Source organism: Megasphaera cerevisiae DSM 20462, from assembly GCF_001045675.1.
Taxonomy (GTDB): Bacteria; Bacillota; Negativicutes; order Veillonellales; family Megasphaeraceae; genus Megasphaera; species Megasphaera cerevisiae.
Genome location: NZ_LEKT01000033.1, coordinates 1 through 24,787 on the forward strand (window position 1 = coordinate 1; position 24,787 = coordinate 24,787).

The window sequence follows — 24,787 nt, forward strand, 5'->3', positions numbered from 1 at the left end:
CCCATAAAATACTTGCCGCCGATACTTCGGTGCAAATACTACATGATATTTACAATTCCATTTACTGTGTGATAGACTGTGTGTGTCATTCATCGAATGACCTCCTTTGATGTGGATAGGTTTGCAGTTGACGGACCGCATTCTTATCTTACCATCAAAGGTGTTTTGTTTTAAACCTTCAAAGACTCATCGCTAAAGCTTTTTGGAACCCCTGGTCTAACCAGGGGTTTTCTAACTATAATACAAAAAGACAAGATATGAGGGCATATCTTGTCTGAAAACATATTACCACTGAGGCGTTACAATGGGGCTTTGATGCCCTCTGTTGGCGGGTTTTTCATTGTGTTTTTTATGATGATGTTTTTTCGGGGGAGGATTCCGGTGGTGATGTTCTTTGTGGTTATCTTCATTATGCTGTTCCCATTGCCCGGATTGGTGAGGGAATGGCCGGGACGGCGCATCCGCAAATGAGACGGATAATCCCATTGCGAATATGCAAAGAGTTAGCAGTGTCATGATTTTTTTCATAAAAGAGGCTCCTTTCTAATGAGCAATTCAAAATACTGTATCTACTTGTTATTATACATTCAAAATATATCAGGATAAGCCCAAAATTGTCACAGTATCAGCACAATGGATAGGAAGGCGGCAAGGGATGGGTTACATGAGGCGCGAAATTCAAGGATGGCATTTGAAGTACGCTGCTGTGCTGCCGGGACCATATCTGCCGGGTGTGATGACAGCATATACGGCCATGTATTTTATTTTTCTTTCGATGGGTTCTATGATATAATAAACTCACTGATAACGTATTTAGGGAGAGGAGTTGGACCATATGAATGAAATCTTTTCCAGACGCAGTATACGTAAGTTTTTGCCTACCGTAGTGGAAGATGAAAAAATAGAAAAAATGCTGCGTGCTGCCATGGCGGCCCCTTCGGCAGGAAATCAACAGCCATGGGAATTTTATGTCGTCCGTGATAAACGGGTTCTTCAGGATTTATCGCACTGTAGTCCCTATGCCGGCTGTGCTGCCAATGCGGCGGCGGCGATTGTTGTCTGCAGCCGCGATACCAGCCAGCGGTTTCCAGCCTTTGTCAATCTTGATTTGAGTGCGTGTGTCCAGAATATATTGCTGGAAGCGGTGACGCAGGATCTGGGTGCTGTATGGCTGGGAGTTACGCCATATAAGGCACGGGAGATTATCGTTCGCCGGGCTCTGGGTATCCCGCAGGAATTGACGGCGTTTGCTATCATTGCGTTTGGCTATTCCAACGACAATAAGGATATCCGGACAAAAGAAGACCGTTACGATCCGTCACGGGTCCATTATCTCTGATCTCCGGGCAGATCGGATACGGCAGGTGCCTGTGCAGTGCAGGCCCTGCTTTTTTATTTTACGCAGGATTGCTGACATGGAGGCATATGATGTTTGATCTGGGTATGGGAGAAATTACACTTATTTTAGTTGTTGCCGTTGTGGTATTTGGTCCCGAAAAGCTTCCGGAGGTCAGCCGCGCGTTGGGAAAGGGTGTACGGGAATTCCGCAAGGCCCTGCGAGATGTCGAAAAAGCGGCGGAGCAGGATGCGGCAGCAGGGGAAGAAAGGGATAAAAGTCATGGAAAACAAGACGGATGATAACTTGCCTGTGCAGCAAAAGGGTGATATGCCCCTGAGCGGTCATTTGCGGGAATTCCGTTTTCGCCTGCTGATCTGTCTGGCCGCTGTGGCTGTTGCCAGTTGTATTGCCTATGCGTATACAGAGGATATTATCCATATGATAGCCAAACCGGCTGGAACGCTGTATTTTCTCAATCCTGCGGAGGTCTTTTTCTCTTATCTGGAAATATCTGTTTTTACGGGGGTGCTGGTTACGCTGCCGATTATTTTTTATGAGTTGTGGCAGTTTGTCCGGCCAGCCTTGCAGGCACCGGAACGGACGGCTGTTTTTTGGATTATTCCGGCGGCAGTATTGTTCTTTTATGCCGGGTTGGCATTTGCGTATTATGCGGTTTTGCCGGCGGCCGTACAGTTTTTTATGAGCTTTGCGACACCGTCGCTGCAGCCTATGCTGTCGCTCAGCGCATATCTCTCCTTTTTTATTGCTTTTGCCCTTCCCTTCGGTGTTATTTTTGAGCTGCCGCTGGTCATACTTTTTTTGGCTAAGCTTGGATTGGTTTCCTCTGTATTTTTGAAAAAGAAGCGGCGGTTTCTTATTGTATTTGCATTCATTTTTGCCGGAGTTGTTTCACCGACTACGGACGTGTTCACGCAGACGATGATTGCTATTCCGATGATTGTGTTGTATGAGGTTAGTATTCAATTGGTATGCCATATATTGCGAAAGTGATTTAAAATTGCATGAAATTTCATAAAATTGAAATAAAAAGCATGGCTTTTTGTGCTTTATAAAAAATGCCCTTTGGTGATACACCCACCAAAGGGCATTTTTATGCCCGATTATACGATAAAAAAAGCAAAATAAACAAAACTTCATATATTGCTGTAAAATATTTTTTTTTACGAACTTATTACCCGATCATGACACGTATTTTTAAAAGCGGCGGTATACTGCAATAAAACGATGAAAAGGAGGACTAAAGGATGCTGGAATTAAAGCATATTGTAAAAAAGTATGATGATAACGTAATATTAGATGATATTTCATTATCCGTTGAAGACGGGGAGATTATTTCTATCCTTGTTCCGTCAGGCGGTGGAAAAACGACACTGCTGAATGTGATATTAGGAATTACGCCGATCAGCAGCGGACAGATTGTGTATGACGGAACCGATTTGAGCGGCGTGTCCATGCAGAAGCGAGGATTCAATATTGTGTTTCAGGATTATGCCCTATTTCCCAATCTGACGGCCTATCAAAATATTGTGTACGGTCTTCGCAATACGCCTGGTATTTCCACCAAGGCGGAGGTTTCAGAGCTGATCTCCCTGCTGGATCTGCAGGAACATGTAAGCAAGCGGATCAGCCAGCTTTCCGGCGGTCAGAAGCAACGGGTGGCATTGGCGCGGACACTGGTCATGAAACCGAAAATACTGCTTCTCGACGAACCGCTGAGCGCTCTTGACGGTGTCATCAAGGAATCCATTAAGGAACGGATACGCCGCATCGCCCGGCAATACCATTTGACGACGATCATCGTCACTCACGACCCGGAAGAAGCGCTGACACTATCACATCGCGTGTTGATTCTGAACGGCGGCAAAATTGCCCAGTTTGACACGCCGGCTCATATCGTTCATGCGCCGAAGGATATCTTTATCGAAAAATTTATTTTATCACAGCTGAAAATCAAACGAGATAATATTTACCATCTGTTCCAGGAAGAGAACACAGGGAACGACGCTGCAGCTGTACACTAATGGGAGAAGACAAATGGAGAACGAGCGGATCGAACTGAAATGTATATTTGGACTCATTTGTATTATATTTGCCGGTGCCCTCTGCAGCCCTCTGATTATTCTGCTCAGCAAATCTTTTATCGGTGCCTCCGGCAAGCTGAGCTTGGAAAACTACGTCAGCGTTCTGCATAATGAAGAATTTATCCTATCGCTGCAGCACAGCTTTGCCATCTCCGGGCTGGAAGCGCTGATCACGGTTGTACTGGCTTTTTTACTTGCCTACGGCCTGCATTACACGCGTCTTCCCGGCTGGTTCAAGTCGGTGGTGCAGGTGCTTCTTATTCTGCCCATGTTTTTGCCGACACTGACCTACGGCTTTGCCGTCATTTACTCACTGGGCAAGCAGGGACTTATTACGCAGCTTTTGGGGCAGCAGCTGTTTTCTATTTATGGTTTTGGCGGTCTTCTTATTTCATACATCATTTACACGCTGCCGCCGGCTTTTATTTTACTTTACAACGCTTTTAAATATGTCGATAAGCATTTTATCGTCGTGTCACAGATTATGGGAGATCCGCCGCTGCGGACCTTTTATGTGACCAGCGTCCGGCCTATGATCGGGACGATTGCGGCCTCTTTTATCTTGTCCTTTTTTTTGTCTTTTACGGATTTTGGGATTCCGGCTTCTATCGGCGGTCAATATACCGTCGTGGCAACGGAACTGTATATGGTCATGATGGGGGCCATACCGGATTTTCAGTCCGGCTCGGCCATTGCTGTCATCATGTTGATTCCGTCCGTTGCAGCCGTGTGGCTGCTGCGGTTTTCCGAACGGTTTAACTTTCGGTATAACAAGATCACGGCTTTTGAAATTGGCAGGGATCGGGTGCGAGACGGGATATTTGCGCTGCTCTGTGTCATTGTCATTATGGCTATTCTGTCAGTATTTGCCATTATGTTTATTGTGCCCTTTATCAAAAGCTGGCCCTATCAGGTTGTCTTTACGACGGAGACGCTGCAGCGCATTTTGAGTGATAGTTCGATCAAAATCGTTTACATCAATTCCGTCATGGTTGCGGCGGCTACCGCCGTCATTGGTACGGTGCTGGCCTATATGGCGGCCCTGGTCAACGCCCGATCGCATCTTCCCGGTATCTGCAAGCTTTTGATGGATGTCTTTGCCATGGTGACGAATACCGTTCCCGGTATGGTCATCGGCGTGGCCTTTCTCTTTACCTTTACGGGCACGTCTTTGCAGAATACGTTTTTGCTTATTATCCTGCTAAACTCGATTCGGGAATTTACGACACCGTATCTCATGATTCAGGCCTCGCTGTCCAAAATCAATCTGTCCTGGGAAACGACGGGGGCGCTCATGGGTGATTCCTGGGCGAAAACAATATTTCGCGTTATTATTCCCAATACCATGTCGACAGTATTTCAAATGCTCAGCTATATATTCGTGCAGGCCCTCGTTACTATCAGCGCCATTGTTTTTATTACCGGTGCCAGAACAATGGTCATGACGACGAAAATCACGCAGGCCCAGTATTTTGAAAAATATGACGAAGTGTTTGTCTTATCCTTGCTGATTTTCCTGACCAATATTCTCGTCAAAATTATGTTTGACTATCTGGCCAATCACAATGATATTGTACTTCATATTAAAGTTAAAAGGAAATTTCAGGGACTTTCCAAAAAGTCTCCCAGATCAGGAAAACCTGCCCGTCTCCAAGCGAACGTGCAAGTACAAGAATATACGATTAAAAATATGTAAGCAGTGAAAAAGGAGGATTTTTCAGATGAATAAGTGGTATCAGTATGTTGTTGCAGGGTGTCTGGCACTTACCATAGCCGCAGGTATTGCCGGCTGCGGCGGCAGTGAAGGCGGCAGCGCCTCCGGCGGGGAACAGGTCGTTATTTATACAAACGCCGATCCGGAAGCGCAGGATTCGTTCAAACACGCCCTGGACAAGAACGGTTTTGAAGGGAAATATGTTATGCAGTCCTTTGGCACTTCCGAATTAGGAGGCAAACTCATGGCTGAAGGCAAGAATATAGAAGCCGACCTGGTCACAATGAGCACCTATTATATTGACTCAGCACAAAAACAAAATCATATGTTTGCTGATCTGACCTTTAACGCCAAGACCATTCAGCCCACACCGGCATACTATAAACCGACAACGGGACAGTTCGGAGCGATCTTTATCAATACCGAAGTGCTTCAAAAGGAAAATCTTCCGGTTCCGGCCTCTATTAAGGATCTGGCCAACCCGGTATATAAGGATAAAATTTCCCTTCCGGATATTATGGGGTCTTCCACCGCATGGCTGCTGGTGCAGGCCGTGTATGACGCCTATGGGGAACAGGAAGGCACAAAGCTGCTGAAGGAACTGGAAGAAAATGCAGGGCCGCATATGGAAAAATCCGGCTCCGGCCCGCTTAAAAAAGTCAAAGCCGGTGAAGTCGCCATTGGATTTGGACTCCGGCATCAAGGCCTGATGGAGCAGAACAAAGGATTGCCGATCAAGGTCATTGATCCCAAGGAAGGGAACTTCTTCCTGACAGAAGGTGTCGCTGTCATCGACAAGGCCGACAGTAAGAAAAAGGAACTGGCCATGAAAATGGCAGAATGCATCGTTAAAAACAGCCGGCAGGAATTGCTGAAATATTATCCCATGGCGCTGTATGAAGGTGAAACGGTAGACGAAGCCTTCAAACCGGCCTATCCGAAGCAGTTTAAAGAACCGCTGACTGTCGGTTTACTGAAAAAACATCAACAGCTGATCAAAGGGAAATAGGAGCGCAATCATGGATAAAAACACGTATAAACTATTGACTCCCGGACCGCTGACGACTACGGAAACGGTAAAGGAACAAATGCTTGCCGACCTTTGCACCTGGGATGAGGAATACAAGCAGATGACGCAGCAAATCCGGTCAGAGCTCCTGCACCTGGCTCATGCCGATTCAGCCTATACGACCGTGCTTATGCAGGGAAGCGGCACGTTTGGCGTGGAAGCCGTTTTCTCCAGCGTGATAGGACCGGCAGATAAAGTTCTGATCGCCGTTAACGGAGCCTACAGCCAGCGCATGACGGAAATTTGCCGCTATCATCAGATTCCCTATATTGCCGTGGAAACAGAATATGACAAAATTCCCGACGCCGGTGATCTGGAAACCGTTTTACGGGATGATCCGGCTATCACCCATATTACCATGGTGCACAGCGAGACGACGACGGGAATTTTGAATGATATCGCAGCGGCCGGTGCCTTGGCTGCGGCCTATCACAAGAAATTTATCGTCGATGCTATGAGCAGTTTCGGCGGTGTGGATATCGACGTGCCGGCAGTGGGGATTACATATCTTGTCAGCAGTGCCAATAAATGTATTCAAGGTGTGCCGGGATTTTCCTTTATTATTGCCAGAAAGGATGATCTGGAGCAGACGAGCGGAATGGCCAGAAGCCTGGCTCTCGATTTATATGCCCAATGGGCGGTCATGGAACGGGATGGCGGCAAGTGGTGTTTTACCTCGCCGACCCACGTCGTGGCAGCCTTTGCGCAGGCCCTGCGGGAACTGCGGGCCGAAGGCGGCGTCCCGGTACGGCAGCAGCGGTACATCCATACGAATACGATGCTGCGGGACGGCATGGAAGCCCTGGGCTTCCGTGCTTATATCAGCCGGGATGTGCAAGGGCCGATTATTACGACCTTTCTCTATCCGTGGGACCGGGCCTTTGATTTCCAGGATATGTATGTCTATTTGAAAAAACATGGCTATGTCATTTATCCGGGAAAACTGACGGAACAAGACACCTTCCGGCTGGGAAATATCGGTGAAATATATGAAGAAGATATCAAAAAAATTCTGCGTATTTTCGCGGAATATATGAAAGGATTGGTATAATGAAAATTGAAGGTGTTTTGCTGGATTGGGCCGGAACGACAGTAGATTTCGGATGCATGGCCCCTGTGCGGGCTTTTATGGATAGCTTTGCCGCCAATGGCATCACGGTCACAGAAGAAGAAACGAGAAAGCCCATGGGGATGCTGAAACGAGATCATATCAAAACGATGCTGTCCATGGATCGTATTGCGGCACAATGGCAGAAACGCTATGGCCGTTCGTGGGAACCGCAGGATATTGAAACCATATACAGCAGCTTTGAACCGGAACTGCTTGCCTCACTGGCGGACTATACCAAGGTTAAGCCCGGTGTTCTGAAGACCGTCACAGAATTGCGTGCAAGGGGGATCAAAATCGGATCTACGACAGGATACACGGATACAATGATGAAAATCGTCGCACCAACAGCGGCTGTTCAGGGCTATCAGCCGGACTGCTGGTTTTCCCCGGACGCGACAAACGGGATGGGTCGGCCGTATCCTTATATGATTTTCAAAAATATAATGGAATTGAAGCTGTCCGATGTCCGCTGCGTTATCAAGGCAGGGGATACCGTATCTGATATCGCCGAAGGTCGGGCTGCCGGCGTATGGTCTGTCGGCATCATAGACGGCAGTTCTGTCATGGCGCTGACTGAGGACGCGTTCCGCAGCCTGACAGAATATGAAAAAAATGAACGCCGTGAGGCCGTCAGACACACCTTCATGAATGCCGGTGCTGACTATGTTATTACCGATATTACTGAGCTGCCTGCCGTGATTCAAGCCATACAGCAGCAGTGACAGCCGTATCATAGTCTTTGCTGTGTGGGCGGCGAAAATAAAAAAGCAATATCCTGTGCGTGAGGCCGGGATATTGCTTTTTTTTAAGAGATTTTTAAAGAGATGGGTATGGTTCGATGGGAAGAATATCAATATGCCATATATTAAATAGATATTTATTTTAAAATTAGCGCTATGGCTGTGCGTAACCATCTATTCGTCAGGCGCCCTATCTTCGCAAGTTTGATTGGTACAGACTGCAAACAGTCATAAAATCAGAATTGCCAGGCATTTTTATAAAATAATCTCTTGCCTTTATACTGGAAATTATTTACAATATTATTAATAGATATATTCTATTAATAAACTGTATTCTAATTTAAGTTGACGAAAGGAGTTTTTTTCATGGATTTTGAAAAATTATATATTGATGGACAATGGATTTCCGGCGCGTCGGGAACCTTTATTGAAATTGAAAATCCGGCGGAAATGAAACCTTTCGCCCGCGTACCGGCGGGAAATGCTGCCGATGTAGACGCCGCTGCCCGGGCAGCGGCCAGGGCCTTTCCGGGCTGGGCAGCTACGCCGCTATCTGAACGGATCGCATTGATGGAAACCATGTTTGGTATTTTTAAAGAGCTGGAACCGGAACTGACGGACAGTATCGTCAAAGAATTGGGTGCGCCCGTATCCTTTGCGGCAGCCAAGCATGTTCGCTATCAGTATGTACGGACACAGTCCTATATCGAGCTGGCAGCTAAAGCCCCCTTTGTAGAGCATTTGCCCCAATCGACTGTATATAGAGAACCGCTGGGCGTTATTGGCTGCATCACGCCGTGGAACTATCCTCTGGGCCAGGTCGTCCAAAAGGTCATTCCGGCTATTCTGGCCGGCAATGCCGTTGTTCTGAAACCCAGCCAGCATACGCCGCTGGCGGCATACTGGCTGACGGATGCCTTTGACCGGGCCGGATTCCCGAAAGGCGTTTTCAATCTCGTTGCCGGCAGGGGCAGTGAAATTGGCAACGCTATGTGTGATCACCCCTTGATTGATATGATTTCCTTTACCGGTTCTACGGAAGCCGGCATTCTTGTATCCCAGCGCGCGCTGGGAACGATGAAGCGCATCAGCATGGAATTGGGCGGCAAATCGCCGTGCGTGCTGCTGGAAAGTCAGAACTATGAAGCGGCGATACGCATGTGTTTTGATTCGATCTTTTTAAATGCCGGCCAGACCTGCACGGCTTTATCCCGGCTTCTTGTGCCGCATGAAGACAAGAAACAAATCGAAGAGCTCCTGAAGCAAATCGTACCGGAATATACTGTAGGCGATCCTATGGATCCAGCCATCAAGATCGGGCCGCTCTCGTCGGCACATCAACTGCAGATCGTTCGTCAGTACATTCAAAAGGGCATCAACGAAGGAGCACGGCTTCTGGCCGGCGGCCTGCCTGACGAACCTGACCATGGCTATTATGTACACCCTACAATTTTTACGGACGTTACCAACACGATGACTGTGGCCAGAGAAGAAATATTCGGGCCCGTACTATGCGTTATTGCCTATGATACGGTTGAAGAAGCGGTGGCGATTGCCAACGACACGCCATACGGGTTGAACGGTGCGGTCTGGGGTCCCAAAGAACTGGCTGTCAAGGTAGCCCGGCAGATCCGCGCCGGCAATGTATATATCAACGATGGACCGCGGGATGTAGCGGCGCCTTTTGGCGGCTTCAAGGAAAGCGGTATCGGACGGGAAAGCGGTATTGACGGCATTCTCGAATTTACGGAACCGCAGGCCTTGTTTGATCAGGGCAACTAATTACGCGGCCTGTTTGCAATCGCTTTATAGGCAGTCAGAAAAAATGTTTCATGGATAGACGGGTAAGAGGCTTGAAATATCGGATCGGCATAGTAAAAGGCCGATTTGATAAATCAAACCTCTTTTCTTTATTCGTAAAAAATATTTATGAAATACGGCAAATGCACCTTAAAATAATACAAAATATTTAAAAAACACAAAAATAAAGTCTCTGGATTCGCTGCTGGACACGGCAGACCGGTATTTTGGAAAAATTGTGTATACAGTATTTATTGCGTATATGGAGACGGTTTCTCTTGTAATGTGTGGCTGTTTTGCTATAATTAAAAGCACAGTGAAAAGAAAAGGTACTGTTATGTATCGATAGTTCATTGTTATGACCTTAAAATCAATTAGCAGGAGGGTATTTTCATGAAAAAAATTCGTTCGGTTTTAGTTGCCAACCGCGGAGAAATTGCTATTCGTGTCTTCCGGGCATGTAACGAACTGGGAATCCGCACAGTAGCTGTTTACTCTAAAGAAGATTCGTTGTCGCTGCATCGTTTTCGTGCAGATGAATCATACTTGGTAGGTGAAGGTAAAAAACCGGTTGATGCATATTTAGATATTGAAGATATTATCCGGATTGCACATGAACATGATGTGGATGCTATTCATCCGGGCTATGGCTTCTTGTCCGAAAATGCAGATTTGGCAAAACGCTGCAATGAAGAAGGCATTGTTTTCATTGGTCCTAAAGTGGAACATCTGATTATGTTTGGTGATAAGATCAATGCCCGTATCCAGGCTAAAAAAGCTGGCATTCAATATATTCCGGGCAGTGACGGCCCTGTTATGAACTATGAAGAAGTTGAAAAATTTGCCAAAGAAGTGGGCTTTCCGATCATGCTTAAAGCGGTCAACGGCGGCGGCGGGCGCGGGATGCGCATGGTTGACCGCATGGGTGAATTGCGGGATGCTTATGATCGCGCCAAATCGGAAGCGCGGCTGGCCTTTGGCAGTGAAGATATTTATCTGGAAAAATGCATCATCAATCCCAAGCACGTTGAAGTACAGATCATGGGTGACGAACAGGGAAATGTAGTCCATCTGTTTGAACGGGACTGCTCCATCCAGCGCCGTCATCAGAAGGTCGTGGAAGTGGCTCCGGCATTTTCACTGCCAAAGCAGCTCCGGCAGGATATCTGTAACGCGGCCCTCAAGCTGATGCGCAACGTCAATTACGTCAATGCCGGTACCGTTGAATTTCTGGTCACGCCGGACGAAAAATTTTATTTTATTGAAGTGAATCCCCGTGTCCAGGTAGAACATACAGTAACGGAAATGATCACCGGTATCGATATCGTCCAAACACAGATAAAAGTAGCCGAAGGCTATGCCCTCGACAGCGACGAAATCAGCATTAAATCACAGGAATCCATTCACTGTCTGGGCAATGCGATCCAGTGCCGTATTACGACGGAAGATCCCATGAACAACTTTATGCCTGACTCCGGGAAAATCATGGTCTACCGCAGCGGCGGCGGCTTTGGCGTCCGTTTGGACAGCGGCAATGCCTATACCGGTGCGATTATTACGCCGTATTATGATTCTCTCCTCGTCAAGACGACGACCTATGGACTGACCCATGAAGGGGCCGTGCAGAAAATGCTCCGCACGCTGAAAGAATTCCGTATCCGCGGCGTCAAGACCAACATCGGCTTTCTCATCAACGTATTAAAAAGCCCGTCCTTTGTTGACGGCTCCTATAATGTCAACTTTATCGATGATCATCCGGAACTGTTCAACCTGCCTGTCGTACAGGACCGCGGCACCAAGCTTCTGAAATATATCGGCGACACGACAATCAACGGCTATGCCGGCTTGGGTAAACAGGAAAAACCGATCTTTGAACCGCTGGAAATGCCTGTGCCGGTAAAAGGAGCCTACCCTGACGGCACCAAGCAGGTATTTGAATCCATGGGAGCGGAAAAATTTTCTAAATGGATTTTGGATCAGAAGAAGGTTCTGGTAACAGATACGACTATGCGTGACGCGCATCAGTCTCTCCTGGCAACGCGCGTTCGTACGATTGATATGCTGCGGGTGATGGAAACGGCCTCCAAAAAGCTGCCGAATTTCTTCTCCTACGAATGCTGGGGCGGTGCGACCTTTGACGTTGCTTACCGGTTCCTCTACGAAGATCCCTGGGAACGGCTCCGTCAGATGCGGGCTAAATCCCCCAATATCCTGCTGCAGATGCTTATCCGCGGCGCCAACGCCGTAGGCTATACGAGCTATCCGGACAATGTTGTCAAAAACTTTGTTGAATTGTCAGCGAAAAACGGTATCGACGTATTTCGCGTATTTGACAGTCTCAACAGTCTGGACAACATGTACGGCACGATTCAGGCCGTCCGTGAAACCGGCAAAATTGCCGAAGTAGCCTTGTGCTATACCGGTGATATTCTCAATGCGAACCGTACGAAATATGATCTGGCCTATTACGTCAATATGGCCAAGGAACTTCAGAATGCCGGCGCTAATATTATTGCGATCAAGGATATGGCAGGACTCTTGAAACCGGAAGCCTCTTACCAGCTTGTAGCTGCTTTGAAGGATGCCGTGGATCTGCCGATCCACCTCCATACGCATGATGGTTCGGGCAATGCTGTCGGCACGCTGAGCCGGGCTGTAGATGCCGGTGTTGATATCGTTGACGCAGCGTATTCCGCTTTTGCCGGCGGTACCAGCCAGCCCAGCATGAGCACATTCTACTATGCTCTGAGCGGCAAAGACCGTCAGCCTGATCTGGACATCGACGCTATGGAAGAAATGTCACGGTACTGGGCGACGGTTCGTCCGTATTACAAGGGCGTGGACAAAGCAGAACCCTATCCAAATACAGAAGTCTATCAGCATGAAATGCCGGGCGGTCAGTTTTCCAACCTCCGTCAGCAGGCCAAGGCTGTGGGATTGGGCGAAAAATGGAACGACGTCAAAAAAATGTATCATCACGTCAGCATGATGTTTGGTGATATCATCAAAGTCACGCCATCGTCGAAGGTAGTCGGCGACATGACGCTGTTCATGATTCAGAATAATCTGACGGAAAAGGACATTTATGAAAAAGGTGATATCCTCGATTTCCCGCAGTCCGTCGTGGAATTTTTTGAAGGGCGCATTGGCATTCCCTATCAGGGATTCCCGGAAAAACTGCAGAAGATTATTCTCAAGGGAGGTCAGCCTTTGACGGAACGTCCTGGTAAAAGTCTGGCTCCCGTCGACTTTGAAGCGGTTCGTAAAAAACTTTCTGATGCCGGTTACAAACATGAAGATGAAGACATCAACGCCTACTGCCAGTATGCGAAAGTCTTCAAAGATTATAACGAAAATATTAAAAAATACGGTGATGCCGGCGTATTGGATACACCGACCTTCTTCTTCGGCATGCAGAAGAATGAGGAAATACATGTCGAAATAGAAAAGGGGAAGGACCTCATTATCACGCTGATCAATATCAGCGATCCCGACGACAGCGGTCTGCGCACGATCACCTTTATGTTTAACGGCGCCGAACGTGAAATTCAGGTGCAGGATAAGAGCATCGATATGAAAACCGTGACGAGAAGAAAAGCAGATCCATCCCGCCTTGGTGATATTGGTGCTACCCTGTCCGGTTCTGTGGTCAAAGTCCTGGTCACTAAGGGCCAGAAGGTCAAGAAAAGTGAACCTCTTGTCGTTACTGAAGCGATGAAGATGGAAACCACGATTACCGCACCGATGGAAGGTACGGTTGGAGAAATTTATGTATCAAAGGGGCAAGCTATCATCAGCGGTGACTGCCTCCTGGAACTAAACAAATAAGCTCGACTGCAATAACAGGGATTCGATATATCGGATCCCTGTTTTGCATAGGTAGACTTTTTCTATGATTTCAGGTACTATGAATACAGTATCAGAAGGAGGAATACTATGAATTCAGGAAACCATATGATTACGGTCCATTTGCTGGGAAAAAAATTTTCTGTTCCCGATGACCTCACAATCATGCGGGCTATGGAATATAGCGGGTTTCGCCTTATCCGCGGCTGTGGCTGCCGCAGTGGTTTTTGCGGTGCCTGTGCCGTCATATACCGTATTCAGGGACATACGGAACTGCGCTCGGCCCTGGCCTGTCAGACAAAAGTAACGGATGGCATGTGCGTGGGACGGCTTGAATCGTTTCCTATCAATAAAAAACGCTATGATATCAATAGGCTGCCGGCCGTCAATACGGTGATCGGACAAGTATACCCGGAAATATTTCATTGCATTCACTGCAATGCCTGTACAAAAAGCTGTCCGCAGCATCTTTCGGTTATGAAATATATCGCCGCCGCCAGCCGCGGCGATTATGCGTCTTGCGCGGCTGAATCCTTTCACTGCGTAAGCTGTGATATCTGCGCTTCCCGCTGTCCTGTCAAAATCAGCCACAGCGCGGTCGGTCTCCTGGCACGGCGTTTGACAGGAAAACATGCGCCGGTAAGCCGGCATTTGGAACAGCGCATCCGGGATGTTGAAGCCGGCGTCTATACCGGCCGGCTGGATCAGCTGAAGCACTTGTCTGTACCGGAACTGCAGCGCCTGTACAATGACCGTCATATTGAAAAGTAGGAGAAACGCATGATCTATACAGAAGAATTTGTCGAGTCCCGGGCACGGGTAGAAGCGACGCGGACACAGCGGCTGCATGAAGAACCACGCCGCTTTGAGGCCGACGAAAAAAGAAAATTGCTGCGGGAATTTCATCCTGATTACAGCCGCAAGGATTTTACAGTCCTGCAAGTAGGACCCAACAAGGGAGATAAAGTTCCCCATGAACTGGCCGATCTTCTGCAAGGACGGAGCCGGGTGCTGGATAGGGTAATCTGCTTGGAGCAGATTCGCTATGACACCGATGTACTGGTCATTGGCGGCGGCGGTGCCGGAGCCGCAGCAGCCATTGAAGCCCGCAAACAAGGAGCATCTGTCTTTCTGGTGACAAAACTCCGGCTGGGCGATTCCAATACGGGTATGGCCGAAGGCGGTATCCAGGCCGCCGATAAAGACGGCGACTCTCCTGCGATCCATTACTTGGATGCGCTTGGCGGCGGTCATTTCAAAAACGATCCGGAGCTGCTGGAACAGCTCGTTCTCCATGGTCCCGAAGCCATTCAATGGCTGGACCGGTTAGGCGTTATGTTTGACAAGGAACCGGATGGTATGATGATAACAACTCATGGCGGCGGTACGTCACGCAGGCGCATGCATGCCTGTGCCGATTATAGCGGGGCGGAAATTATGCGTGTTCTCCGGGACGAAGTGGAAGACGAGAACATCCAGATTATGCCCTACTCACCGGCTGTGGAACTACTGCTGGATGAAAACGGCAGTGCTGCCGGGGCCGTGATCTATGATTTTGATACGGAAGAATATGCTGTCGTGCGGGCCAAAAGCGTCATCATTGCTACGGGCGGCAGCGGACGACTCCATTATCAGGGCTTTCCCACCTCAAATCACTACGGTTCCACGGCGGACGGTCTCGTACTGGCGTACCGGGCCGGTGTGCCGCTTATCTATGCGGAGGCCGTTCAGTATCATCCGACCGGGGCAGCCTATCCGCCGCAGATCTATGGAGCCCTCGTAACGGAAAAAGTCCGTTCCCTGGGGGCGATGCTGGTCAATAAGGACGGGGCAGCCTTTCTGCATCCGCTGGAAACCAGAGACGTGGTAGCTGCTGCAATTATTCGTGAATGTACGGCCCGAAAAAAAGGCGTTTATGCCCTTCACGGCCCGGCCCTATGGCTTGATACGCCGATGGTCAATCTGCTTCACGGCGAAGGGACCATGGAGCGCAGCCTGCCGGCTATGATCCGCATGTATCGAAAATTCGGCATTGATATCCGCAAAGAACCGATTCTGATCTATCCGACACTGCATTACCAGAATGGCGGTATCTGCATCGACACAGACAGTGCCACGAAGATCCCCGGGCTCTATGCTGCCGGGGAGGACGTAGGCGGCATCCATGGGACCAATCGTCTGATGGGAAACAGCCTTCTCGATATTATTGTCTTCGGCCGCATTGCCGGTAACCGTGCCGCCATTTATAGCCGTACGGCCCGGCCGGGACGGCTGACCTTGGAGCATGTGCGGCGTTTTGAACAAGAACGGGCGGCGGTCGGTATAGACAGTGTTCTCCTATCGCCGAAGCTGCTGCCAAACTATACGCATGGCAGAGGTTTGGAAGGTTGATCGATACTGGAAAATGCTCTGCAGGGCAGCACCTTGCATGAAAGACCGCATAACGTATAAAAGAAAGAATAGGAACACAACGGCACGTGGAAACAGAACGGTTTCCATGTGCCGTTTCGTATTCAGTCTTATGACGAAACCTGTTTTTGGATCTGGAGTCTGTTGAAAGACTTTGCGGGAGTGATCAATCAGGAGACTGCGTGTATCTGTCAGAACAGCGTTCTCTGACAAGCCCTCCTAGCGGCACCTCTATCCATAGGCGGTGGTGTTTTGTAGAAACGGTGCTGCAAATATGTGCCCAGTCTGGCGGAAATCGCCGCAAAATGGAAGGATCTGCAGTGGGAATGCGGCCGGACAAGTTATACGGCGCCGTACCAGAATGTGACCATAGCCTCGGAGATCCTGCGCAAGAATCGTGTATAAAGGTTCCATGCAGAGAATCTGCCTGCCTGTTTTCTGATCTGGCAGTGAAAAAACAGGAAAATTTTTTATTCTCAATATAGGATAGGTATAGCATATAGAATGACTGTACACGCTGCTATTTTGAAAAAATGTCCAAACGGATCATTTTTATGTCCGAATGGAGTAGAAGGATTGGGCTGTATTTGATATAATGGCAAACAGAAAATGATTACTGGTATCGAAAATAGATACTATGTGGAAATGGAGAAGCCTTATGAACTATACAGCAGCAAGAATGCCTCGTCGTGCCTGGTATGCCGGTCTGTCCTGGGCTGTCGCACTGTGGCTGACGGCTCCCGTCATGGCGGCAGAAAGTCCAGTGGGGGGGGGGGGGCAATAATTCGGTAACGACACGGGATGTCGTCGTGGAAGCAGACCGCGCCAAAGAAGAAGCCAAGCTCGAATCCCAGCAGACGACTATCATTACCCGGGAGGATATCGTCAAGAAGCAAGCCAAATCCGTAGAGGATGTCATATTCAGTGAAACAGGCGTATCGCGGACCGTAGACGCGATGGGCCGTGTTGGCGTGTCCATTCGCGGCGCCGAACCGCGCCACACCCTGATCCTCGTGGACGGACAAGCTGTCATGGGGGACTTTGCCAAATACTCCTGCGCCGGGGACGAACTCCTGCGCCAGGGCACGGAAAACGTGGAGCGCATCGAGATCATCCAGGGTGCGGCCTCGGCGAAATACGGCTCCGACGCCATTGGCGGCGTCATCAACATCATCACCCGCAAGCCGGCGAAAACCGCCGGTATGGAAGTCAACGTAGAAGGCCGCCGCGTCAAGGGTGACAGCGACGTCTTCCCCTATCAGAATATTTTCCTCCGTGCCGACAGCGGACAAATGGGCAAGGTCCGGGCTACGATCTTTGGCAGCAAGCGTGATGTATTGCCTATTTATGATAACAGCGGCATGACCCTGCTGCCGCCCAGCATCATAACGACGGATTTGGGAAACTATAAAAATTCCCTGCGCTATTACGGTACCATTTCTAACGTAGGCCTGGCGGCGGAATATGACGTGAACGATCATAACACGATATCTTTTAATGCCAATCACTACAAGGAAGACCTGAAAAAAGATACGAAGCATACCAATACAATCTTTGAGCCCTATCAAAAGTTTAAGCGCACGGCCGACCGCAATACCTACGGCTTGTCGTGGAAGGGAAATAATCAGGGCAGTACGGACTGGAACGTAGAACTGAACTATGCCCGCATGAATGAAGACGATATTACCGTAACCAGCGATTATCAGAAATCCATTTACGAAGGCAAAAATACGCTGAACTATATCGACGATATCGATCACCGCCAGTACGACTTCAAGGCCAGCGCTAATACACAGGTCAATGACCGGCATATGCTGACTTACGGTGTGACCTATACCTATGAGAAGGGTGAAGGGAGCCGTCTGAAAGGTGCGCCTGATGCGTATCAGCAAGCTATCGATCCCTGGGACTATGATAAGAGCCTGGGTGTTGATGAGAAGACGGGACAGCCCAGTTCATCAGTTCATGATTATCAGTATACTAAAGGAAAAAACGGTATTCCTCAATGGGATTCTGATTATGAATACTATGGGTATGATCAGCATAATTTCCAAACAAGTATTCCTGATTTTACTTATCAGGATTTCTTGCGGTATAATACTGGATTTACACTAAGTACAGAAAGCGCAATCAAAGCAGATACCAAAAAAGATGCTAATGGTAAAACCGCTTGGGATCGGTATCAGGCGTTTAATCAAGAACTTAAATCAGAAGTTGGCAATACAGGAAAAAAACAAGTAAATGCTCTTAACTATTATAAAGACCCTGCGAGATATGGAATTGTGTTCAATGGTAAAAAATTTAAGGAAATTTATGATTCCTTACAAAATCAACAGACTGTGGGGCGGGCTACTATTCGCAAGCAAAGCATATTTTTTCAAGATAAGTGGCAGGTCAATGCCAATACTATCTTGTCGCCGATTATCCGGCTTGATCACAGCAGCCTCTTTGGCTCTACGGTGACAGCCAATATGGGTATGACTCATAACCTGAGCGGTAACAGCCACCGCCGCTTGAAGGCGAACTTCGGCACGGGATATACGGAACCGGGTATGGGGGAACTCTATTATAACTGGGAAATGTACAGCGGCAGTGCGGCAGGGATAGGTACGGGCCGGCTAGGCTGGTATTGGATCGGCAATCCCGACCTGAAGCCGGAAAAATCCGTTAATATCGACCTGTCTGTAGAAGGGGAAAATGCCCATACCTATGCCTGGGCTGGACTCTTCTACAACCGTATTCGCAATTATATGACCACCTATTTTACAGGGAGTCTCCTCGATTTTCATCCTGAAATTAATGAAAAAGATATATCAGGACAAGTAAAATTTTTAAACCCACCCGATATGATTTACAGCTTCAAGAATATTGGCAAGGCGGAAATCACGGGATTTCAGGCTTCGGTAGAACAGAAATTCGGCAGCCATTGGAAGGGGAAACTGGGCTATGCCTGGCTCCATGCCGTGAACAAAAGCGATCCCGACATGCCCCGTCAGCTCCTGGATAAGCCCCAGCACAAGGTCGATATCGGCATCTCCTATGACAATGTGAAAAGCGGCTGGAGTGGCTCGCTCTGGGGAGATTATTATATCAATATGCTCGACAGCAATTCTGTAGCCGGAAACGGTAATTATATGTCGTCCTGGGGTATAGATACAAATAATGATGGGAAAAGTGATAGTTCAAAAATTGAGTATAATTTTGCCGAAGGGGGTAAGCAGACCTATCAAAAGAAGATCTTTGGCATCTGGAATGTTATCATCCAGAAGAAGCTGGACAAGGATTCCCTCGTCTATTTCGGCGTCGACAATATCTTCAATCATCGCGATTACGACCGGGCCCTGCAGGAACGGGTCTACAAAATGGGCTTCAACATGAAATTCGGCTACGATGGCCATAAGAAAGAGGAAGAGAAAAAGACGGTTGTAACGAAGGCCGTTGCAGGGAAAGTGGTTGGAAGTGAACATGGCAATGCCGTTGCAGGAAGTGCAGTTGTAGAAAAGAACATACAGCGAGATGCCTTTATTACGGCGCCCTTTGACGTGGACAAGAAGCTTGGCGTCGAGCTGATCGGCGACTATCAGGCCCGCTGGAATGTCCACGGCAGCAGCGATAAATCTGTAGCTACGGTGACGGCGACGACTCATGTAGGCGATGCGGCGAAAAACATGCTCGATCAAAAGGGCCACGGCTTTGAACAGCGTCTGCGCCTGGGATTTGACGCCCGCATTGGTGACAATACCAATGTCACCGTTCTGGGAAGCGCTGCCGGCATGAGCGGCGTCGATACGAAGCACGATATCAGTGACTCTAAAGGTCTGAACCATCAGCGTTTAGATACCGTTGACGTGACCCAGCATGTCAACAAATGGGATTTCTCCATTGGCCGTCTTACGGAACCCATGGGCGTTACGGGCTACTGGTTTGGTAAGGAATACGACGGCGGCCGGGCCGTCTGGACCAGCGGCAAGAATCAGGTTCGCCTGGGTTACGGCGATTTCAGCTCCAGTACGGGCATCAATAATTCTGCCTATACCCATGCGACACGGCAGACCTTTTACCGGGCGCCCACGGCCGGTGAGTTTTTAGGAATAAATAGTGGGATGTTTATGTTGCCTTCTGATTTGCGGGTATTGGCCCCGATAGAAGGAGCAGGGGATACTATCAATTTTTATCAGCAATTAAAGGCGGCAAAGACGGAGAATGAACAGGCCAAAATTTTGAAGCATATGTTTGATCTGGTAAAGCAGGCCTATGGTGATACCTTTACAAATGATATACTATTAAATAATCCTAATGGTGGTAGCCAAATATTTTATAATCCTACGGGCCCCCAAATTAAGTATACCTATATTGATAAAAATGGGGAGCCACAACAAGATACGGCCTATGTATATATAGCTAAAACTCGCTTGCTGGATCCCAGCGCACTGGATGCGCCCTCGGAAAAAGCATATATGAAACAGTGGCTAGATACGGGAGATAACTTGGAACAGGCTGCCAAGCAGTATAATGCGGAATGGGAATCTGTACAAGAGAAATTGGTGCGGAAGGGCGCGTAAGATATTCAAATACAAGGCGGCGCTGTAACCAATTGGCAAGATTTTGTTTCCCAGGGTATAGCAGCAATGCCGGATGCATCTTCTGGTTCAGATATAGTTGGGGAAACGAAACAAGATGAACATGGAAACTATGTGTCAGACCGTATAATGACTAGCGATCGTGTTCGATCGTATTGGAATGCTTTAGAAACTTTCTTATATCGGAGTGATCAATATAGTGCATTGCCCCGTGAAAAACTAGGTAATGCAGCTGGTCTCGTTGTCAAGGTATTAGGCACGGTCCTGCAGAAAGACACGATCCCAGCTATCGAACGGGCAGCCTACATCCAGGCGAAGCATTCCTTCTCGCCGGACTTCGGCGTCATGGCCTGGTACCTGCGCTCCACCGGCGACGACAATCACTCCTTTGCAGCGGCCCACGGCGATGTGAATGATATCGCTTCCTTTGATCAGTTGGCCAACGTCTTTGGCGTCGGTGCGAAGTGGAACGTCGGCGACAAGGCTACGGTCTCCCTGGATTATGGCCAGAACCGCACGGACTTTGGCCGTTATATGAATGGTCATACGATCTACGAAAATCATGAAGCGGGCAACTCCACCTTTGACTTCGGCGGCCGAGCCAGTGGCGGTACGCCCCACTTCTGGGTGGCCCGCGTCGACATCGGCAAGTCCGATACGGACAAGCCCGGCAGCTGGAATGCCTTCGCCGACTACAAATACTTCCAGCACGGCTCCTTCTTCGGCGGCAACGGTACGGAAGGCGTGCCCGATAGATACCTCGACGGCATCAAGAGCTTCACCGTCGGCGGCGGCTACGTCCCGGCCAAAGACATCCTCCTGGAAGCGTTCTATACCTTTGACGCCAAGGGCATCGGCAAGCGGGATACCCTCTACGGCAGTGAAAACTTCAGCCTGGGGGACTATACGAGAATCCAAGCCACCTTCCGATTCTAAGTACGGCAGCTTGCAGGCGTCAGGGCCGGACTCGATGAATCGAGCCCTACGCGTTTTCACTAAATGGGATTTCCCAACGAATCGTCAAGGCCCCGGCAGTACGCGGCTGGATATCACGACAACCGCTCCGTGCTCATGAGGTCCTGCGATCCCCGGCCCTTCGTAGGGGCGTCCATTCATGGCGCCCGCAAACAGGAACCGGTACAAAGCAGTCCGTATACATGGGGATTCCACATAGCCGGCCCAGGTTATCTGCTGATACCTGACAGGCGGTTGTTTATACGCAGCACGTTTGCCGTATCATATAGGCCCTGCGTTACCTCCTTTCTGCAAGGGCCGCATCATTTTCTCAAAAGAGACCGGAACATGTACCGCCCTCCATGAACTAGACCAGGAATCTAATTCACGAGGAGCAGTATCAAGACGGTCTCTTTTTGTATTCTGGGGACGTATGTTTTTAAGCCGCCGTTGCGGGAACGACTGTTTCTGGGGCTGAATTTTGTGAGGCAGCAGGACCTTTGATGGATGGCGTTTGCGTTGTCTTAAGAGATATATACCAAACTTGAAAAAATATCAGTCTTTGGTATCCGGCTTACCTTGTTTCGTTCTTTTTGCCGTTTTGAAAAACAATGAAAAGAAGCACATTTTCGTGTGCAGATGAGATAATATTCTAATCCGCGCATGAAAAAAGACCGCAATACCAGGGGTATACGGCCTTCTTCAAAGTACTGATAACGTTGTATTATATAGTATGGTCCACGATTTTTCAAAGGAGCCCAGGAGCTCTTTTTTATGGAGGAAGCTAATATTTTATGGACAGGTTGGTATCTTCCCGGCGGTTTCTCCGAATGGTTAGACTGATACCCAGCAGAATACAGCCAGCTGCGAGAAAGACATATTTCATGCCAAAGAGGGTGGCGATGACACCGCCTAAAAGCGGTCCGGCAATGGAGCCGAGCTGCTGGGCCGAAAAGAGCATGCCGAAGACGCGCCCTTTGGTATGAGAATCTGTGTTCTCGGCCAGGATGGCATTGATAGAGGGATAGATGCCCGAGAAGAAAAGACCGATGGCAAATTGAGACGCCGCAAAGTAATACAGGTCGTCCGGCAGGGTTTGGATGAGGGCGCAGATTCCGGCAGTGACAAGGGCGATGGTCAGAGACTTATGAAAGCCGTGGTGCTGGCCGAAGCGTCCCCAGAGAGGAGCCGAAATGGCACTGGCAAAACCGCCGAGGGAGAAGACGAGGCCGGAAATGAAAATCAGGTTGTCCATAGGACCGGCCAGTACGGTAACATATGTTGTCAGAATCGGCTGTACAAGAAGAATGACCATTTGGACGAAGACTGCATAGATCATCATATTACGGATCAGGGGATTTTTCCAGAGGCTGGGCTGTTCGGCTGGAATCGGGATGCCGGCGCGCCGGGGTTCTTCTTCTTCGGGCGGTTCCTTGATAAAGAAGAAAAGTACGAGGAAGTTGAGCAGCAGTGCTCCCGCCGCCAGGAAAAAAGACATGCGCATGCCGAAAAATTCCGCCAGCATTCCGCCGAAAAGAGGCCCGATGACGCCGCCTGCTGTCAGGGCGCCTTGCATGATGCCCAGACAGACTCCCATCTTTTTGGGCGGCGCATATGTCGTCATGATAGCCAGCTCCATGGGCCACAGGCCGGAGGCAAAGCCCTGGAACATACGCATGAAGGTGAGCTGCAGCGGCGATGTGACAATGCCGCCGAGAAAGTAGCTGATTGCCAGTAGCAGGCTGGCTCGTATAGCCATGAGCCGTTTGCCTTTTTTATCGGCCAGACGGCCCCAGAGCGGTGCCATAATAGCACTGACTACAAAGGAAGAGGAAAAAACAATGCCTGACCAGATATTGACCGATGCGGCATCGACGCCCAGGTCATGAGTCAGATACATGGGCAGGAAGGGAATCAGCATGGTATAGCTGGCAGACATAAATACGACGTTGCAGGTTAAAATGGCTAAACAAAGCTTCCAGTTCATTTAATCACCCTTTTTTAAAAAGTAAGGTTAACAAATATTTTTAGTATCCAATTATGTATTATACGCTTCTGGTTCGGCGAACACAATGTATTTTTCTCGGGCTTGCCATTGCCGGTACCTGACTATATAATAAGTTATGGCTTTATGCAGCATTAAAATAGATGGTGCTGCTTATTTTTTCAGCAAAGAAGGAAACCCCATGATTGGATATCTTTTAAAACGACTGGCCGGCGCGTGTGTTGTCCTGTGGGTCATCATTACAATTACCTTTGGTCTTATGCATGCGATTCCCGGCGGTCCCTTTACACAGGAAAAGCAACTGCCGCCGGCGGTCATGGCGACGGTTGAGGCGCGATATCATTTGAATGATCCGCTGTGGGATCAATATCTGGAGTATGTGAAGCATGCCGCTGTTCTTGACTTGGGGCCGTCTTATAAATATCCGGGAAAGACGGTCAACGATATCATTGCCGAGACCTTTCCCGTGTCGGCAGAGCTGGGATTGATCAGCTTGTGTCTGGCCATCGGCATTGGCATCCCTGCCGGGATGGCGGCGGCATGGTATAAAAATACGCGGGCCGATTATGTTCTGATGATCGGCGCTACTCTCGGCGTGTCTGTGCCCAGCTTTATTATTGCGGCGCTGCTGATTCAGCTGTTTGCTTTTACGTGGCCTGTTTTGCCGGCAGCAATGTGGAAGGGGCCGGCGTATGCCGTGCTGCCGGCTCTGGCTCTGGCGGCGCATCCGACGGCGTTTATTATGCGCTTGACCCGGTCAGGCATACTGGATGCCTTGGCGCAGGATTATATTCGTACGGCCCGGTCGCGAGGGGTAGGGGAATGGTCTTTGCTGTGCCGCCATGCGCTGCGCAATGCCCTGCTGCCTGTGGTCAGTTATATTGGCCCGCTGGCAGCGGCGCTTTTGACGGGAAGCTTTGTCGTTGAGACGATTTTTGCCATTCCCGGCTTGGGCCGTCATTTTGTGACCAGTATATATAATCGCGATTATACCGTGATTTTAGGAATTACCATATTTTATAGCTTTCTTATTATGATGATGAATCTGCTTATCGACGTAATCTATCCTTTTTTGGATCCCCGTATTGCGTTGAAACAGGATACAAAGGAGGAATGAC

Annotated in this window: 20 protein-coding genes; 17 read left to right on the forward strand and 3 right to left on the reverse strand. The window is 48.8% G+C overall.

The features are described from left to right. Both AB840_RS09815 and AB840_RS09820 read right to left on the reverse strand, forming a co-directional pair. A partial coding sequence (locus AB840_RS09815) for a transposase (protein WP_048514666.1) occupies positions 1 to 93 on the reverse strand: 93 nt, incomplete at its 3' end. Positions 94 to 285: 192 nt separating this feature from the next. Next, on the reverse strand, positions 286 to 528 hold the full coding sequence (locus tag AB840_RS09820; RefSeq protein ID WP_048514667.1) for a hypothetical protein: 243 nt from the start codon (positions 526 to 528) through the stop codon (positions 286 to 288). Positions 529 to 664: 136 nt separating this feature from the next. On the opposite strand from AB840_RS09820, the gene AB840_RS18095 reads away from it, so the two are divergent. From AB840_RS18095 to AB840_RS18160, 16 genes are all read left to right on the forward strand, one after another. Further along, the gene (locus AB840_RS18095; protein ID WP_268776091.1) at positions 665 to 793 is read left to right on the forward strand and encodes a hypothetical protein; all 129 of its coding nucleotides are present in this window, start codon (positions 665 to 667) and stop codon (positions 791 to 793) included. Between the two features lie 42 nt (positions 794 to 835). Beyond that, positions 836 to 1,339, forward strand: coding sequence for a nitroreductase family protein (locus AB840_RS09825; RefSeq protein WP_048514668.1), 504 nt, complete (start codon positions 836 to 838; stop codon positions 1,337 to 1,339). Positions 1,340 to 1,425: 86 nt separating this feature from the next. Then, positions 1,426 to 1,638, forward strand: coding sequence for a Sec-independent protein translocase subunit TatA/TatB (locus AB840_RS09830; protein WP_072061818.1), 213 nt, complete (start codon positions 1,426 to 1,428; stop codon positions 1,636 to 1,638). Next, positions 1,619 to 2,350 (forward strand): twin-arginine translocase subunit TatC, encoded by a 732-nt coding sequence (tatC, locus tag AB840_RS09835; protein ID WP_048514670.1) that lies wholly within the window; start codon positions 1,619 to 1,621, stop codon positions 2,348 to 2,350. Before AB840_RS09830 ends, tatC begins: the two co-directional genes overlap by 20 nt. Positions 2,351 to 2,604: 254 nt before the next feature. Further along, positions 2,605 to 3,381: an ABC transporter ATP-binding protein gene (locus AB840_RS09840; protein ID WP_048514671.1), complete on the forward strand. Its 777-nt coding sequence runs from the start codon at positions 2,605 to 2,607 to the stop codon at positions 3,379 to 3,381. Between the two features lie 13 nt (positions 3,382 to 3,394). Next, a complete protein-coding gene (locus AB840_RS09845; RefSeq protein ID WP_072061819.1) occupies positions 3,395 to 5,137 on the forward strand; it encodes an ABC transporter permease subunit in 1,743 nt (580 codons plus the stop codon). A 25-nt stretch (positions 5,138 to 5,162) separates the two neighbouring features. Further along, entirely contained in the window at positions 5,163 to 6,164 is a 1,002-nt protein-coding gene (locus AB840_RS09850; RefSeq protein WP_053078160.1) for an extracellular solute-binding protein, read from the forward strand. A gap of 10 nt (positions 6,165 to 6,174) precedes the next feature. Further along, a complete protein-coding gene (gene phnW / locus AB840_RS09855) occupies positions 6,175 to 7,275 on the forward strand; it encodes a 2-aminoethylphosphonate--pyruvate transaminase (RefSeq protein WP_048514672.1) in 1,101 nt (366 codons plus the stop codon). Continuing rightward, positions 7,275 to 8,057: a phosphonoacetaldehyde hydrolase gene (phnX, locus tag AB840_RS09860; protein ID WP_200809995.1), complete on the forward strand. Its 783-nt coding sequence runs from the start codon at positions 7,275 to 7,277 to the stop codon at positions 8,055 to 8,057. The genes phnW and phnX overlap by 1 nt, the downstream gene beginning before the upstream one ends. 384 nt (positions 8,058 to 8,441) lie before the next feature. Beyond that, positions 8,442 to 9,857, forward strand: a complete 1,416-nt coding sequence (locus tag AB840_RS09865) for an aldehyde dehydrogenase family protein (protein WP_048514674.1) — start codon at positions 8,442 to 8,444, stop codon at positions 9,855 to 9,857. A 411-nt stretch (positions 9,858 to 10,268) separates the two neighbouring features. Beyond that, positions 10,269 to 13,703, forward strand: coding sequence for a pyruvate carboxylase (locus AB840_RS09870; RefSeq protein ID WP_048514675.1), 3,435 nt, complete (start codon positions 10,269 to 10,271; stop codon positions 13,701 to 13,703). 108 nt (positions 13,704 to 13,811) lie between these two features. Then, positions 13,812 to 14,492, forward strand: a complete 681-nt coding sequence (locus AB840_RS09875; RefSeq protein WP_234984939.1) for a 4Fe-4S dicluster domain-containing protein — start codon at positions 13,812 to 13,814, stop codon at positions 14,490 to 14,492. A 9-nt stretch (positions 14,493 to 14,501) separates the two neighbouring features. Then, positions 14,502 to 16,112, forward strand: coding sequence for an FAD-dependent oxidoreductase (locus tag AB840_RS09880; RefSeq protein WP_048514676.1), 1,611 nt, complete (start codon positions 14,502 to 14,504; stop codon positions 16,110 to 16,112). A 676-nt stretch (positions 16,113 to 16,788) separates the two neighbouring features. After that, positions 16,789 to 16,914 carry a hypothetical protein gene (locus AB840_RS18155; protein ID WP_330218268.1) on the forward strand — a complete coding sequence of 42 codons (126 nt, stop codon included), beginning with the start codon at positions 16,789 to 16,791 and terminating at the stop codon, positions 16,912 to 16,914. A 25-nt stretch (positions 16,915 to 16,939) separates the two neighbouring features. Then, complete coding sequence (locus AB840_RS09890) at positions 16,940 to 20,692, forward strand: TonB-dependent receptor plug domain-containing protein (protein WP_330218269.1); 3,753 nt, start codon at positions 16,940 to 16,942, stop codon at positions 20,690 to 20,692. Between the two features lie 66 nt (positions 20,693 to 20,758). Continuing rightward, complete coding sequence (locus AB840_RS18160; protein WP_330218270.1) at positions 20,759 to 21,646, forward strand: hypothetical protein; 888 nt, start codon at positions 20,759 to 20,761, stop codon at positions 21,644 to 21,646. Positions 21,647 to 22,448: 802 nt separating this feature from the next. On the opposite strand, the gene AB840_RS09895 is transcribed toward AB840_RS18160, so the two are convergent. Next, on the reverse strand, positions 22,449 to 23,651 hold the full coding sequence (locus AB840_RS09895; RefSeq protein ID WP_048514678.1) for an MFS transporter: 1,203 nt from the start codon (positions 23,649 to 23,651) through the stop codon (positions 22,449 to 22,451). A 199-nt stretch (positions 23,652 to 23,850) separates the two neighbouring features. Between AB840_RS09895 and AB840_RS09900 the strand changes: the two genes are divergently transcribed. Then, positions 23,851 to 24,786, forward strand: a complete 936-nt coding sequence (locus tag AB840_RS09900) for an ABC transporter permease (RefSeq protein WP_048514679.1) — start codon at positions 23,851 to 23,853, stop codon at positions 24,784 to 24,786. Position 24,787 lies beyond the last annotated feature (1 nt).